Source organism: Caballeronia sp. ATUFL_M2_KS44, from assembly GCF_023630965.1.
GTDB lineage: Bacteria > Pseudomonadota > Gammaproteobacteria > Burkholderiales > Burkholderiaceae > Caballeronia > Caballeronia concitans.
The window spans coordinates 35,733-51,021 of sequence record NZ_JALQEA010000039.1; the positions used below are offsets into that span (position 1 = coordinate 35,733).

Genomic DNA, 15,289 nt, shown 5'->3' on the forward strand with positions numbered 1-15,289 from the left:
TGGCCGACGGCGCGCGCCATCCCTCCTCGTCGCGCTCACGGCCGATGCTGCTTGGTCACCTGCGCCAAAGCGATCACGCCGGGTTCGATCCGCTCCGCATGTATCGCTGAAAAGCCCATGCGGAAGCATCGCTGGCCGTCGGCCGGATCGGCGAAGAACACGCTGCCCGGCTCGATCAGCACGCCGAGGGCTTGAGCATCCTTGGCGAGGCGCGTCGCGTCGAGCCAGGAAGGTCCTTCGACCCAGCATGAGGCGCCACCGGTCACCTTCGATGTGTGCAACTCCGGCAGACGCGTGGTGAGCGCGGCGGTCAGGGCTTCGGCGCGCTCCTTGTAGACGCGGCTCAGCTTGCGCAGCAGCGTGTCGTGATGGCCGAGGGCGAGAAAGGTCGCGAAGGCGCGCTGGATATAGGCCGCCGGATGCCGGATCATCAGCCGCCGCAACGCCCGCAACTCGCGTATGAGGGAGCGCGGCGCGACGATATAGCCGAGCCGCAAGCCGGGCGCGAGCGTCTTGGACAACGAGCCGATATAGATCACGCGCTCCGCCGTATCCAGGCTCTTCAACGCGGGATAGGGCGCACCCGTGAACGAGTTCTCGCTCTCATAGTCGTCTTCGATGATGATGAAGTCGTGCTTGAGCGAAAGGTCCAGCAACTTTCTGCGGCGCTCGATCGACATGGTCACGGTCGTCGGGCATTGATGACTCGGCGTGACATAGACGTAATCGCATGGCGCGATAACGTCTTCATCGTCGATCACCACGCCGTCTTCGTCCACGTCGAGCGGCACCATTTGCGCGTTGTGATGCTGGAAGATGTTGCGCGCGTCGGGATAACCGGGGTTCTCCATGCCCACTTTCGTCTGCGTCCCGCAGAGCAGGTCGCCGATCAGATAGAGCGCCTGCTGGCAGCCGTTGGTGACGACGATCTCCTCGGGCATTGCGAACACGCCGCGACGCGGCAGTACACGCGTGCGGATCTGTTCGACGAGCGTCTCGTCGTCGCGCTCGATCAGGTCGGGCGCCCAGTTGCGAATCTCCATGACCGAGAGGCCGTGCATGCAGCTCTCCCGCCAGTCGCACGTCGGAAACAGCTCCGTATCGAACTGCCCGTAGATGAAGGGATATTCGTAGGTCTGCCAGTTGGCGGGCTTGACGATGTTGCGCTGATTCGACGGCGCATGCTGGATGCGGGCGCTCCAGTCAGGCTGACCCTGCTGCGTTTGAACGGCTGACGCCTCCGCGGCGCCGGCCGCGGTGAAGCCGCGCTGTAATTCATCGGTCGCCGGATTCACGAAATGCCCGCTGCGTTCGCGCGATACGAGATGGCCTTCCTCGACGAGCTGCTGATAGGCGAGCACCACGGTGTTGCGCGAGACGTTGAGCTGATCGGCAAGCTCGCGGCTGGACGGCAGCGCGGAGTCGGGTGCGATATGACCGCTCAGAATCGCGTTGACGATCATCTGGCGGATTTGATTTTGCAGGCTCATGCCCGAGACCCGCGAACGTTCGAAAAGCTGCGCCCAAAGCGTGGCGGTCGGGCGTGTGGGCATGCATGTCTCCTGCAAAGAGAGTGAGGCGGCGCGTGCGCGTGGCCCATGCGCACGCGAAGTTCGCAGCGCAGATGCGGCTCCTGCGGGGCGCGGCCCCTGGCTTCATCTACCGAAAGATCCCATGAAAGACCGCCGCGCCGACGGGTCGGCGCGGCGGCTCCGTACGCTTCCTGCCAGCACGGTCAACCCATCGAAAACGCCAGTTCGCGACGCTGCCGCAACCCGACCCACGCCGCCGATGCCGCGCTGATGATCCCCGCCCCGAGGCAGTACCCGGCGATCATCCAAGGCTCGCCGCCGCTGCGCTGCAAGAGCCACGTCGCGATGATCGGGCTGATGCCGCTCGCGAATATGCCCGAGAACTGATAGACGAACGAGATGCCCGAGTAACGCACTCTCGCATCGAAGAGTTCGGAGAAGAGCGCCGCCTCCGGACCATAGATCGATGCGTACACCACGCCCAGCGGAATCACGACCGCGAGCCATGCGACCATCGTGTTGCCGCCGCTGTTCTTCATCAGCCAGAAGCCGAGGAACGCCGAGATCCCTGTCGCCAGCGATCCCCAGAAATAAATGCGAGCGCGCCCGACACGATCCGACAGCCGTCCGAAGAACGGAATCGTGAAGATCATCACGAACGCGGCGAGCATCACGCCGAGCAGCGCGTCGGTGCGTGGCATATGCAGCGTGCCCGTCAGATACGAAATCGAAAATACGCCGAACACGTTGAAGAATACGCCGTCAATAAAGCGCGCGCCCATGCCCGCGATAGTATTGCCGGGATACTTCGCGATTACGTCGACGATCGGCATGCGCGCCTCGGTGCCCGTCTTCCGGATGCGGGCGAACTCCGGCGTTTCCATCACGTTGAGCCGGATATACATGCCGATGGCGACGAGGGCGAACGAGAGGAAGAACGCCACACGCCAGCCCCATGCGAGAAACTGCGCATCCGTGAGGTTGAGCGAGAGTCCCGCCACGACACCCGAGGAGAGACACAGTCCGAGCGCGAGACCGATCTGCGGAATGCTCGCATAGAAGCCGCGCTTGTTCTCCGGCGCATACTCGAACGCCATCAGCACCGCGCCGCCCCATTCGCCGCCGAGCCCGATGCCCTGCAGCACGCGCAGCAGCAACAACAGCGAGGGCGCCCAGATGCCGATCTGCGCGTAAGTCGGCACCACGCCGATCAGCACGGTCGCCACGCCCATGATCGTGAGCGTCATCACCAGCATGCTCTTGCGGCCGATGCGATCCCCGAAGTGTCCGAAGATCACGCCGCCGAGCGGGCGGCTCAGGAAGCCGACGGCGAATGTGCCGTAGGCGAGCATCGTCGAGATGAGCGGATCGCTGCTCGGGAAATACAGCTTGTTGAAGACGATGCCGGCAACGACGCCGTATAGAAAGAAGTCGTACCACTCGATGGTCGCGCCAATGAGACTGGCGACGACGACTTTCCTCATCTGCTTGCCATCGGTTTTGGGCAGTGCGTTCATGGTTGTCTCCGTATGTCCGGGTGTGTGCGAGGCTTGTATTCAGCCTCTTTGACCTGCATGGGCCATGCGCTTTTCAACAACGGCTTCGGGTGCTTCTTCCACGCGCGTGACATGCTGATAGCGCTGGTCTTCGAGGATCATGTCGGCGGCTTTCTCCGCGATCATGATGACGGGCGCATTCGTGTTGCCCGACACCAGCTCCGGCATGATCGACGCATCGACCACGCGCAGGCGCCCGACGCCGCGCACCTTCAGGCGCTCGTCGACGACCGCGAGCGCATCGTTGCCCATCTTGCAGGTCCCGGCCGGGTGATAGATCGACTGGCTGAACTTGCGCGCGACCTCCAGCAGATCGGCATCGCTTTGGTATTCCCGGCCCGGAATGAACTCCGACACGATGTGCTTCGCGAGCGACGGCGCCGCCGCGATGCGTCGCGCGACCTTGATGCCGCCGATCACGACGGGGTGATCGCGCGCGTCCGACAGATAGTTCGCGTGAATCGCCGGATACTGCAGCGGATCGTTCGAGCGGATTTCGACGCTGCCCCGGCTATGAGGCCGCAACTGGCACACCGACGACGTGAACGCCGAAAACGGATGCGGCCCCTGGCCCGGCTTGTCGGCGGAGAGCGGCTGCATGTGAAACTGAATGTCGGGACGCGACACATCCGGCGACGAGCGCGTGAAGATCACCACCTGGCTTGCGGCGAGCGTGAGCGGACCCGTGCGTGACATCGCGTATTGCAGCCCCACGAGCGCCTTCTTGAGCGGGTTGTTGACCTCGTCGTTGAGCGTGCGCTCGCGCGTCTTGAAGACGAGCCGCACTTGCAGATGATCCTGCAGGTTGCGGCCGACGCCGGGAAGTTCGTGCCGCGTCTGCACGCCCGCGTTCGCCAGCACGTCGGCGGGTCCGATGCCGGAGTTCTGCAGAATCTGCGGCGAGCCGATCGCGCCGGCGGCGAGGATCACTTCGACGCGCGCGCGCACCGTCTTGCACACGCCGTCGTGCATGTATTCGAGACCGATCGCCTCGCGGCCGTTGAAGAGCACCTTGCGCGTCTGCGCACGCGTTTGCACGATCAGATTGCGGCGGCCGCGCACCGGCTTGAGAAAGCCCTTCGCGGTGCTCCAGCGAAAACCCCTGTACGCCGTCTGCTGGAAATAGCCGACGCCTTCCTGCGTCGCGCCGTTGTAGTCCTCGTTGAAGGGAATGCCTGTTTCCTGTGCCGCCGCGATGAAGTGATCGGCGATCGGACGGCGCAGGCGCAGATCGGACACCTTGAGCGGGCCGCCCACGCCGTGATACTCGCTCGCACCGCGTTCCTGGTCCTCCGATTTCCTGAAGTAGGGCAGAACATCCCTGAAACTCCAGCCTGCGTTGCCGAGTTCGGCCCAGCGATCGTAGTCCTCGTGCTGGCCGCGCACATACAGCAGCCCGTTGAGCGAGCTGGAGCCGCCGAGCACCTTGCCGCGCGGCCAGTCGATGCTGCGGCCCGCGACCGCGTCGTCCGGCTCCGTGCGATAGCACCAGTCCAGCTCGGGATCGTGCATGGTCCTGAAGTAGCCGACGGGAATGTGAATCCACGGATTCGTATCGGGTCCGCCTGCTTCGAGAAGCAACACGGTATTGGACGGATTCGCGCTCAGACGGTTGGCGAGCACGCAGCCTGCCGAACCCGCACCGACGATGACGTAATCGACTTCCTGCTGCATGAGACGTGTCTCCTGGAGTCTTCTTCTGGAACGATTCGTTCTTGCTTGCGTTTCGTTCAATGTGGAAGAAGCGGCGAGCGAAGCCAAGAGAAAAGCGCGGAAGAGCGGGAAAGTGAAACGGAAACTGCGCAAACCGATTCAGAATCGAGGCCCGATTCGGGTTGTCACGGAGGGGTTTTCGAATCGTGCTTCGCTATGCGAAGCAATCATGCTGCAACGCGTCAGAACGTCGTCGCGAGTTCGCTTGCCGCTTGCTGAAGACGTGGCACGCAAGTCAGCGCGCGTGACAGCGGCATGCGCGATACGGGTCCGTGCACGGCGATGGCCGCGATGCACTTGCCGCGCGAATCGAAGACCGGCACCGCCACGCAGGCGATACCCAGCACGAACTCTTCATTGTCGACGGCGATGCCCTTGCAGGCGATCCGGTCCAGCTCGGCTTCCAGCATCGTGGGGTCGTCGAGCGTATTCGGCGTGAAGCGTTCGAGCCGCATCGCGCGGATGAGCGCCGAGCGGTCGTCGCGCGGCATCATCGCGAGCAGCAGCTTGCCGCTCGCGCTGCAGTGCGCGGGAACGTGCGAGCCGGGCTTCAGTTCCAGCCGCAGCGCCCACGGCGATTCGCAGCGGTCGAGGTAGAGGACCTGCGTGTCGTGCAGCATGCTCAGGTTGCAGGTCTCGCCGAGGTCGGCGACGAGCCGCTCCAGAATGGCGTGACGCTGGCGGCGCGCGCCGCTGTGCATCATCACGTCTACGCCGAGCCGCTCGAGGCGCGGGCCGATCACGTAGGCGTTTTTTTGCCCCGGCTCGCGCGCGACAAAACCGCCCGCTTCGAGCGATTGCAACATGCGATGCAGCGAGGCCTTCGGCTGCTCGACGATATTCGCAAGCTCCGCGAGCGACAGCGCGCCCCTCGCCGCGACGAGATGTTCGAGCACGCTGAAGGCGCGCAGCGTAGGCGTATCGGCGCGCGCGGCGTTGTCGGTGAGCGGCGCGCTTTCCGTCGGTTCAGGTTGAACGAACGCTTCGATATCGACTCGCGTATCCATGATGCGCTCAGACCGGCTGATGCCGCGCCGCCTGCGCCTGCACGCAGGTCACGGCGATCACGTAATAGATGTCGTCGGCGCTGCAGCCGCGCGAGAGATCGTTGGCTGGCTTGGCGAGGCCTTGCAGCAACGGTCCGATTGCCTTCGCCCCGCCGATGCGCTCCGCGAGCTTGTAGCCGATGTTGCCCGCTTCGAGACTCGGGAAGATCAGCGTGTTCGCGTGGCCTTCGATCTGCGAATGATGCACCTTGCGCATCGCGATTTCGGAGACGATCGCGGCATCGAGCTGCACGTCGCCGTCGATGGCGAGACCGGGGCGCGCTTCCTTCACGCGCCGCGTCGCGTCGATCACTTTATCGACGGCCGCATGGTGGGCGCTGCCGCTCGTCGAAAAGGACAACATCGCGACGCGCGCATCTTCCATCAACAGGCTGCGCGCGCTGTCGGCGGCGGCCATGGCGATTTCGGCGAGTTGCTCCGCGTTCGGCTCGACCACGAGCGCGCAATCGGAAAAGATGAGGCCGCCTTTCATCGTATGAAACGGCTCGCACAGCATCATCAGGAAGAAGCTGGAAACGAGCTTGAACGACGGCCTCACGCCGATGATCTGAATGGCGTTGCGCACGACATCCGCTGTCGTGTTGACCGCGCCGGACACCGATCCATCCGCTTCGCCCGTGCGCACCATCAGATTTGCGAAGCAGAGCGGATCGAGCACGGCGGCGCGCGCCTGATCGGGCGTCATGCCTTTTTTCTCGCGCAGCGCGAACAGCGCTTGCGCAAAGCGTTCGGAATGCGGTGAATGAGAAGGATCGATCAGGTCGATGCCTTCGAGATCGATGCCCGCGCCATCCGCGACCTGAAACGCGCGCGCTCGTGCGCCCACGAGCACGACGCGCGCAATGCCTTCCTTCTGCGCGCGTTCCGCCGCCTGAAGCACGCGCGTGTCTTCGGCTTCGGAGAGGACGATGCGCATCGGCATGTCGCGAGCCTGATCGATGATGCGATGCATGGCTTTCATGGCGGGCTCACTGTCATCAGAAAGAAAACGCCGCTCCGGGCGCGGAGCGGCGCGGCGTCGGACTTAAACGTAGTCCTTGTACTTGTCGAGCATGCGCACGGGCTTCGAGAGCGCGTCGCGGCGGAACGGATCGCCGAGTTCGCGCGTGCACATGATCTCGATGATCGTCGTCTTGCCGTGATTCATCTGCAGATCGATGGCCTTCTTCAGCGCCGCGCCGACATCCTCCAGCTTGTCGACGACGATGCCTTCCGCGCCCATCGCCTTCGCGATCTCGGCGAAGCTCTGGTTGTCGAGTTCGCCCGCGACGAAGCGGCGATTGTAGAAGTCGACCTGATTCTTCTTCTCCGCGCCCCACTGGCGGTTATGAAACACGACAGCCGTCACCGGAATGTTGTGGCGCACGCAGGTCATGGTTTCCATCAGGCTCATGCCCCAGGCGCCGTCGCCCGCATACGAAACGGCCGGACGATGCGGCGCCGCGACCTTCGCGCCGATGATCGTCGGGAACGCATAGCCGCAATTGCCCCAGCTCATCGCCGCGAAGAAGCTGCGCGGCTTGTTGAAGCGCAGATAGCTGTTCGCGACAGAGTTGATGTTGCCGATATCGGTCGACACCATCACGTCTTCCGGCATCGCCTTTTCGAGTTCTCGCAACACCTGGCGCGGATGCAGGTACTGTCCGCCGCTAAAGGGCTTCTCGTTCTTCTGCTCCTCGATCATGTCGAGGCTGTACGCGTCGCGTTCGTGCGTCCACTCGTCGAGTTCCTTTTCCCATGCGGCCTTTTCATCGGCGATCGTTTTCGCGCGGGCGTCTTTCGTCGCATCGCAGTCGAGCTTGCGATCCGCGAGACGTTGCGTAAGCGCGATGGCGGTCGCTTTCGCATCGCCGCAAATGCCGACGGAAATCTTCTTCACGAGGCCGAGCATCTTGTGGTCGGCATCGATCTGGATGACCTTCGCTTCCTTCGGCCAGTAGTCGAGGCCGTGTTGCGGCAGCGTGCCGAACGGTCCGAGACGCGAGCCGAGCGCGATCACGACATCGGCCTGGCTCAGGAGCTTCATCGCGGCCTTCGAGCCCTGATAACCGAGCGGACCGCACCACAGCGGATGATTTGCCGGGAACGAGTCGTTGTGCAGATAGCTGTTGACCACCGGCGCGCCGAGTCGCTCGGCGAGCGCCTTGCATTCCTCGATGGCGTCGGACATCACCACGCCGCCGCCCGAGATGATGACGGGAAATTTCGCTTCGGCGATCAGATCGGCGGCTTCGTTCAGGCTTTGATCGCCGCCGGGGCCGCGGTCCAGACGCTGCGGCTTCGGAATCTCGACCTTGACCTGGCCGTAGAAGTAATCGCGCGGAATGTTGAGTTGCGTCGGGCCCATTTCCGACAGCGCGCGATCGAAACAACGCGCGGTGAATTCGGCCATGCGCGCCGGATGCGTGACGTGACCCTGATACTTCGTGAACTCCTGGAACATCGGCAATTGCTTCGCTTCCTGAAAACCGCCGAGGCCGATGCCCATCGTGCCCGCTTCCGGCGTGACGATCACCACCGGGCTGTGCGCCCAGTACGCCGCCGCGATCGCCGTCACGCAATTGCTGATGCCCGGACCGTTCTGGCCGATCACGACGCCGTGACGCCCCGACACGCGGGAATAGCCGTCGGCCATGTGGCCCGCGCCCTGTTCGTGCACGACGGGAATCAGGCGGATGCCGGCGGGCGCGAAGATGTCCATCGCGTCCATGAATGCCGATCCCATGATGCCGAACATCTCGGTCACGCCATTGGCGGCGAGCGTCTCGACGAATGCTTCCGATGGGGTCATGGCCTGCGGACCGGTCTGCGCGCCGGGATCGGCGGAAGTGGTCTTGGAAGAACGGACTGGGTCGTGCTCGCTCATGAAATGTCTCCGTTGATTACAAAACGGAACGAAGTGTTCCGGAATATGTATCGTGAGCACATCGTAGAACCGGGCGATTCGCGCGTCAACCTGTTTTTCACGAAAACGGAACGTTTTGTCTCTAAAAAATAGAGCCTGAGCCGCGTGCCGTGTTGCGACACGGACGGCTTTTCGCGCAGCGCGGTGGCAAAAAAGCAGTAGCGGGAAAGGGATTTAGCGCGCGTGATGACGCTGCCGCGCCATGAGCGTCAGACCATCGGAGGCGTCGATGAGCGTCGCCAGCTTCAAGGCCGTCGCACGCAAATGCGGAACGGCTTCGAGAATATCGTTCAGATTCGCGCGGGCGGTCGGCGCGTGGGCGGCCAGGCAGGCGAGGACGCGGCCGGTCGCCGCGTCGGTGATGGGCACCGCGACCGCCACCATGCCGAGCACGAATTCCTCGTTGTCGATGCCGATGCCGCGCGCCGCCAGCCGGTCGAGTTCGGCTTCCAGCAGCGCGCGGTCGGTGAGCGTGCGATGGGTTTTTCGGGTCAGCGTGAGACGGTTGAGGATCTGGCGACGCTCCGCGAGCGGCATCTGCGAAAGGAACAGCTTGCCGCTCGCGGTGCAGTGCAGCGGCACGCGCATGCCGGCCTGCATGTTCAGGCGCAACGGCTCCGCGGTCTCCACACGTTCGATATAGAGCACGGTGTCGCCGTCGAGGGCAGTGAGATTGCAGCTTTCGCCGATCACGTCGACGAGCGAGCGCAGAATCGACCGGCACGCGCGCGTGAAGGCGTTGTTGGCAAGCGTGGCGAGCGCGAGTTGCGCGGCGCGGGGGCCGAGTGCGATGCCCCGCTCGGTGCCGCGCGAGTCGGGCATGTGGGTGACATAGCCCTGGGCTTCGAGCGCATCGACGAGGCGCAGCAGCGTCGCCTTCGGAATGCGCAGGCGCGCGGCAAGCTGGGACAGCGTGTAGGCGTGCCCGGCTGCGGCGAGCTGTTCGAGGACGGCGAGTGGACGAAGCGTCCGCGCTTCATCGCCGGCGGGTTCGGCGGGATCGGGCTGGGATACGTCGCGCATGAACGGGAACCGGAGCGTCGGGTTTCGAATGATGACCTACTTTACGTCAGATTCGCCTCGCACGTCATATTTTTCGGAACGTCCGGTTGCAGATTTGTGTTTTAAGTGCGTGCCGTCAGAATGTCTTGCCGAACTCCTTGGCGGCCTGCTTGAGGCGCGGCACCATGTCGAGCGCACGGGAGAGCGGTGCCCGCGAGACCGGCGCGTGAACCGCGATGGCCGCGATACATGCGCCCTTCGAATCGACGATGGGCGCGGCTGCGCACACGATGCCCTGCACGAACTCCTCGTTGTCGATCGCCACGCCCTTCTTTGCAATGCGGTCCAGCTCCGCTTCGAGCATCTCGGTATCGGTGATGGTGTTGGTGGTGAAACGTTCGAGCTTCATCGAGCGGATCAGCGCGTTGCGCTCGTCGCGCGGCAGCATCGCCAGCAGCAGCTTGCCACTCGCGCTGCACCACACGGGCACATGCGAGCCGGGTTTCAGGTCCAGCCGCAGCGGCCAGGGCGCCTCCACGCGGTCCAGATACAGGACTTCGTTCTCGTGCAGCATCGTGAGGTTGCAGGTCTCGCCCAGGTCCGAGACGAGCCGCGTGAGGATTGCGTGACGCAGCCGGCGCGCGCCTGCATGCGTCATCACGTTGAGTCCCAGTTGCGCGAGCCGCGGCCCGACGACATAAGCGTTCTTGTCACCCGGCTCGCGGATCACGAGGCCACCCGCTTCGAGCGATGCCAGCATCCGGTGCAGCGAAGGCTTGGGCATGCCCATGTCCTCGGCCATGTCGGTCAGCGACATGGGGCTGCCCGCCTGCACGAGGTATTCGAGCAGAGCAAAGGCTCGCAGGGTGGGCGTGTCGGACTTGTCCATCGGCGTTTCCCGTTTGAATTCGTTCGACATTATTTTAAATGAGGTCCCGAGCATCGCCGGCATCGACAAAACAGGCGAATTAAACGAAATGAATTGTTCCGGAAAAAAATAGACGCTATGCTGCAGCCTCAGCAACCGGAGACGAGCATCATGATGCGCGACACATGGATAGATGAGCCGGACCGCAGCGTGTCCGCGCGTACGCTGTTTGGCGTCGACGTGGACCTGCAGGTGCCGGCGTTCAGCACGCGCGATCCGCACGTGCCGGAGATCGACGAGGCATATCGCTTCAATCCCGAGGTCACGCTGGCGATACTCGCGGGCTTCGCGTTCAACCGGCGCGTGATGGTGCAGGGCCTGCACGGCACGGGAAAATCCACGCATATCGAGCAGGTGGCGGCGCGTCTGAACTGGCCCTGCATGCGCGTGAATCTGGACGGCCACGTGAGCCGTCTCGATCTCGTCGGCAAGGACGCCATCGTCATACGTGACGACGTTCAGGTCACGGAGTTTCAGGAAGGCATCGTGCCGTGGGCATTGCAGCGGCCCTTCGCGCTCGTGTTCGACGAATACGATGCCGGCCGCCCGGACGTGATGTTCGTCATCCAGCGCATCCTGGAGCGGGAAGGGAGCTTCACGCTGCTCGATCAGAACCGCGTGATCCAGCCGCACCGCTTCTTCCGTCTCTTCGCGACGACCAACACCATCGGCCTCGGCAATCTGAACGGCATGTATCACGGCACGCAGATGCTCAATCACGCGCAGATCGACCGCTGGAACGTGGTGGCGACGCTCAACTATCTGTCACGCGAGGAAGAGGCGCGCATCGTGCTCGCGCGCGTGCCGCAACTCGATCACGACACGGGGCGCACGCTCGTCGACGCGATGGTGAGCATGGCCGGACTCACGCGGCGCGGATTTCAGGCGGGCGATGTCTCCACGCTGATGTCGCCGCGCACCGTCATCAACTGGGCGGAAAACTGTGAAGTGTTCCACGACGTGAAGCTCGCGCTGCGGCTCACGTTCCTGAACAAATGCGATGAAGCCGAGCGGCCTATCGTCGCGGAATATTTTCAGCGGGCGTTCGGCGAGGAACTGGACACGCCGTCGCAATGGCATGACGAGCCGGCCCAATGAGCGGGCCGCGTGAGCTCGCGCGGCGCGATGCGCTGTGCGCGGCGGCGGTGCGCGCGCTGACGGGCGACGAAGCGCTGCATTACCGGGGCGGCAGGCTGTATCGCCACTTGCGGCCGGTGCCGCTGCATGCGCCGCATTTGCGCGGCGAGCGCCGCGAAGACGAGGATTTCGATTCGACACGCGGCGCGGCGGATGCATCCGCGCTGCGCATCGCGCATTCGGATCCGGCGCTGCACCAGTCGCTCGCGCCGCAAGAGCCGGTCGAGCGCATGCTGTTCGACATGCTCGAACAACTGCGCTGCGAAACGCGCGTGCCTGCCGGAATGGAAGGCGTGAGGCACAACGTCCGGCATCGCTTCGATACATGGTCGCTCGCGTGTTACCGGTCGGGCTTGCTCGACAGCGATATCGGATTGCTGATTTACACGGTTGCGCAGATGGTGGCATCGCGTTTGTCGGGACGCGCCGTGCTGGAGCAAACCGAAGGGCTGATCGAAGCGACGCGCGCGGCGCTTGCGCCATCGCTTGGGCACGCGCTCGCGGGCTTGCGCCGCGAGTGCGCCGATCAGCGCGCGTATGCCGTTCACGCGCTCGATATTGCCGCGCGGATCGGCGGCATGGTGCGGGACGTGCGGAGCGCGTTCGTGGAAACCCACGCATCGTCCGACGATGACGACGAAGATGCCGCGCGCACGATGCTCGGCACATGGTTCGATATCGACGACGAAGAGGGCGAAGCCGAGCGGCTGGCGCTTGCGGTGAGCGCGGAGAGCAGCGCGCGCAAGGCATCGGGCGAGGACTATCGCATTTTCACCGCGCGCCACGACACGACCATTCGTCCCGCGACTCGCATTCGCGCGGCGCTGCTGCGCGAATACCGCGAACGTCTCGACGGCCTGATCGCCGCGCGACACATCAACGTGCCGCGCCTCGCGCGCATGCTGCAGGCGTCGATCGCCGTGCCGCAGCGCGACGGCTGGTCGTTCGGCGAGGAAGAAGGGCGCATCGACGGCAGGCGGCTCGCGCAAGTCGTCGCATCGCCCAGCGAGCGGCGGCTGTTCAGGCGGGAACGCGAGCGGCCCACGGCGAACTGCGCGGTGAGCTTTCTGATCGACTGTTCCGGGTCGATGAAAGCGAGCATCGAGACCGTCGCGATGATGGTCGACGTCTTCGTGCGCGCACTCGGCATGGCGGGCGTCGTGACCGAAGTGCTCGGCTTCACGACCGGTGCGTGGAACGGCGGGCGCGCGAAGCTGGAATGGCTGGCGAAGGGCAGGCCGAAATATCCCGGCCGGCTCAACGAGGCGTGCCACATGATCTACAAGGAAGGCGATGCCGGCTGGCGCGCGGCGCGCGGCGACATCGCATCGCTCTTCAAGGCCGACCTGTTCCGCGAAGGCATCGATGGCGAAGCGGTGGACTGGGCATGCGCGCGGCTCATCGCGCGCAACGAAGCGCGGCGCATCCTCGTGGTGATCTCGGACGGCAGCCCGATGGACAGCGCCACCGCGCAGGCCAACGACCCGAACTATCTCGACCAGCATCTGCGCGAGGTCGTCGCGAAGCACGAAGCGGCGGGCACGGTGGAAGTGCTGGGTCTCGGCGTCGGACTCGATCTGAGTCCTTTCTATCGGCATCACTTTGCCGTCGATCTTTCGGTGCCGCCGGACATGACGCTGTTCGCCAGGCTCGCGGGATGGCTCGGCGCGCGGCGCAGAAGCAGCACTTAGACCAACACGATCCGCGTCCCGGAAACATCGCGCACGTACCGTCATAGAGACGCACGAAGCAAGCGTCTGCGCGATGCGCTCGGCATCCGCCGCGACGACGATCTCCCGCGGGCGCCGCGTCCCACACGCCCCCCCCGCCGCGACGCGTTCGAGCAGAAAAAATAGCCCGTCCCGCTGCCGGAGAGCGCCGTTCGCTGCGTCCGCAGCGGCGCAGCCACGCCACCTTGCGGGACTCCGCGCTGGCACTAACGAAGGGTCGGGGCTGGTACTAAGCGGCGCGCGGACTTCGGTGCAGACTGAAGGCACTTTTCAAGGAGTTATCGGTGGCTACTCTCGACTTCGTTGCGCCGGCCTTTCGTGGCGCGTGCGCCCCATACGATCCGCTCTACGATCCACTCGTGTCCCCCATGGGCCGTCAGGCGATGGACTACGCGCCCACCTACTGGGTGGCGACCGCCGGCGAGCCGCCCGAAGACGACGGCCCCTTGCCGGGCGATGCGGACGTCGACGTGCTGATCGTCGGCTCGGGATTCACCGGCCTGTCCACCGCGCTGTTCCTCGCGCGCGAGCACGGCATCCGCGCGACGATCGTCGATGCGAACCGTACCGCCTGGGGCTGCACGAGCCGCAACGGCGGGCAGGGCCAGAATGCGAGCGGGCGTCTGTATCGATCGCAATGGATCGAGCGCTGGGGCAAAGAGACCGCGCTCAGGCTCGATGCGGAGATCCGCGAAGGCTTCGACACGTTCAAGAACCTGATCGGCGAATTCGCGTGCGATCCGCAGCCGGGCGGGCATCTGTATATCGCGCACCGCGAACGCAAGATGGACTTTCTCGCCCACGAATGCAAGGTGATGCGCGACGTCTTCGGCTACGACGCGCGCATGCTGAGCGCGAGGGATGTCGCGCAATCGTATGTCGACGATCGCGAAAGCTGTGGCGCGCTGCTGGAGCCGGACGGCATCGGCGTGCATCCGCTCAAGCTCGCGTTCGGCTATCTGCGCATGGCGCGATCGCTCGGCGTCAAGGTGCATCCGGGCACGCCCGTGCTGAACGTCGAGACGATCCGTGGCGTGCATCACGTCCGCACGCCGCGCGGCACGATCCGCGCGAAGGCCGTCGCGTTCGCGACGGGCGGCTATACCCGCAACGACATGCATCGCGCGCTCGACGCGAAGATCATGCCCATCCTGTCGAACTCGCTGGTCACGCGGCCGCTGACGCAGGAAGAGCTGGCGGCGACGAACTTCGTCACGCGCCAGGTCATTACCGATACGCGCACCCTGCGCTTCTACTATCGCCTGCTGCCGGACAACCGCCTGCAGATCGGCAGCCGCAGCGCGATCACCGGCGCGGAGGCAGCCGATCCGCGGCACATGGAAGTGCTCGTCGAAGGCCTGCATCGCAAGTTCCCTGCGTTGAAGGGCATCCGCATCGACTATTCGTGGTGGGGCTGGGTGGACGTGAGCCACGACATGATGCCGCGCGTCGCGCAGCCGGACCCGGCGCAAAGCCTCTTTTACGCGGTGGGTTATGGCGGCAACGGTGTCTCGTTCTCCGCGCATGCGGGGCGGCGCATGGCCGAGCGCATCGCCGGCAAATGGCAGCAGAGTCGCGACGACCTGCCGATCTACGAATCCGCGCTCGAATATCCGAACGTCATGGGCGTGGTGCGGTGGAAGGGCTTCGCGCCGTTCCGCCGTGTCGGCCAACGCTTTCTGTATCACAAGTATCTGGCGCAGGACGAGAAGCGCTGAA

At 64.5% G+C, this 15,289-nt stretch carries 11 protein-coding genes; 3 read left to right on the forward strand and 8 right to left on the reverse strand.

Annotated elements, in window-relative coordinates; all coding sequences use genetic code 11:
- Positions 1-35: 35 nt before the first annotated feature.
- From pdxR to NCR39_RS15575, 8 genes are all read right to left on the reverse strand, one after another.
- Positions 36-1,553, reverse strand: coding sequence for a MocR-like pyridoxine biosynthesis transcription factor PdxR (gene pdxR, locus NCR39_RS15540; protein ID WP_250452988.1), 1,518 nt, complete (start codon positions 1,551-1,553; stop codon positions 36-38).
- A gap of 182 nt (positions 1,554-1,735) precedes the next feature.
- Positions 1,736-3,040 carry an MFS transporter gene (locus NCR39_RS15545; protein ID WP_502800238.1) on the reverse strand — a complete coding sequence of 435 codons (1,305 nt, stop codon included), beginning with the start codon at positions 3,038-3,040 and terminating at the stop codon, positions 1,736-1,738.
- A gap of 48 nt (positions 3,041-3,088) precedes the next feature.
- Positions 3,089-4,762, reverse strand: a complete 1,674-nt coding sequence (locus NCR39_RS15550; RefSeq protein ID WP_250452990.1) for a GMC family oxidoreductase — start codon at positions 4,760-4,762, stop codon at positions 3,089-3,091.
- Positions 4,763-4,983: 221 nt separating this feature from the next.
- A complete protein-coding gene (locus NCR39_RS15555; protein ID WP_250452991.1) occupies positions 4,984-5,808 on the reverse strand; it encodes an IclR family transcriptional regulator in 825 nt (274 codons plus the stop codon).
- Between the two features lie 7 nt (positions 5,809-5,815).
- Positions 5,816-6,829 (reverse strand): phosphate acetyltransferase, encoded by a 1,014-nt coding sequence (gene pta / locus NCR39_RS15560; protein WP_250452992.1) that lies wholly within the window; start codon positions 6,827-6,829, stop codon positions 5,816-5,818.
- A 63-nt stretch (positions 6,830-6,892) separates the two neighbouring features.
- Complete coding sequence (gene xsc, locus NCR39_RS15565) at positions 6,893-8,734, reverse strand: sulfoacetaldehyde acetyltransferase (RefSeq protein ID WP_250452993.1); 1,842 nt, start codon at positions 8,732-8,734, stop codon at positions 6,893-6,895.
- A gap of 213 nt (positions 8,735-8,947) precedes the next feature.
- A complete protein-coding gene (locus NCR39_RS15570; RefSeq protein ID WP_250452994.1) occupies positions 8,948-9,796 on the reverse strand; it encodes an IclR family transcriptional regulator in 849 nt (282 codons plus the stop codon).
- Between the two features lie 115 nt (positions 9,797-9,911).
- Positions 9,912-10,664, reverse strand: coding sequence for an IclR family transcriptional regulator (locus tag NCR39_RS15575; protein WP_250452995.1), 753 nt, complete (start codon positions 10,662-10,664; stop codon positions 9,912-9,914).
- Between the two features lie 150 nt (positions 10,665-10,814).
- Between NCR39_RS15575 and NCR39_RS15580 the strand changes: the two genes are divergently transcribed.
- The 3 genes from NCR39_RS15580 to NCR39_RS15590 all read left to right on the forward strand — a co-directional run bounded on the left by NCR39_RS15580 (position 10,815) and on the right by NCR39_RS15590 (position 15,288).
- On the forward strand, positions 10,815-11,801 hold the full coding sequence (locus NCR39_RS15580) for an AAA family ATPase (RefSeq protein WP_250452996.1): 987 nt from the start codon (positions 10,815-10,817) through the stop codon (positions 11,799-11,801).
- Complete coding sequence (locus tag NCR39_RS15585) at positions 11,798-13,531, forward strand: cobaltochelatase CobT-related protein (RefSeq protein WP_250452997.1); 1,734 nt, start codon at positions 11,798-11,800, stop codon at positions 13,529-13,531. The genes NCR39_RS15580 and NCR39_RS15585 overlap by 4 nt, the downstream gene beginning before the upstream one ends.
- 407 nt (positions 13,532-13,938) lie before the next feature.
- Complete coding sequence (locus NCR39_RS15590) at positions 13,939-15,288, forward strand: NAD(P)/FAD-dependent oxidoreductase (RefSeq protein ID WP_250453640.1); 1,350 nt, start codon at positions 13,939-13,941, stop codon at positions 15,286-15,288.
- Position 15,289 lies beyond the last annotated feature (1 nt).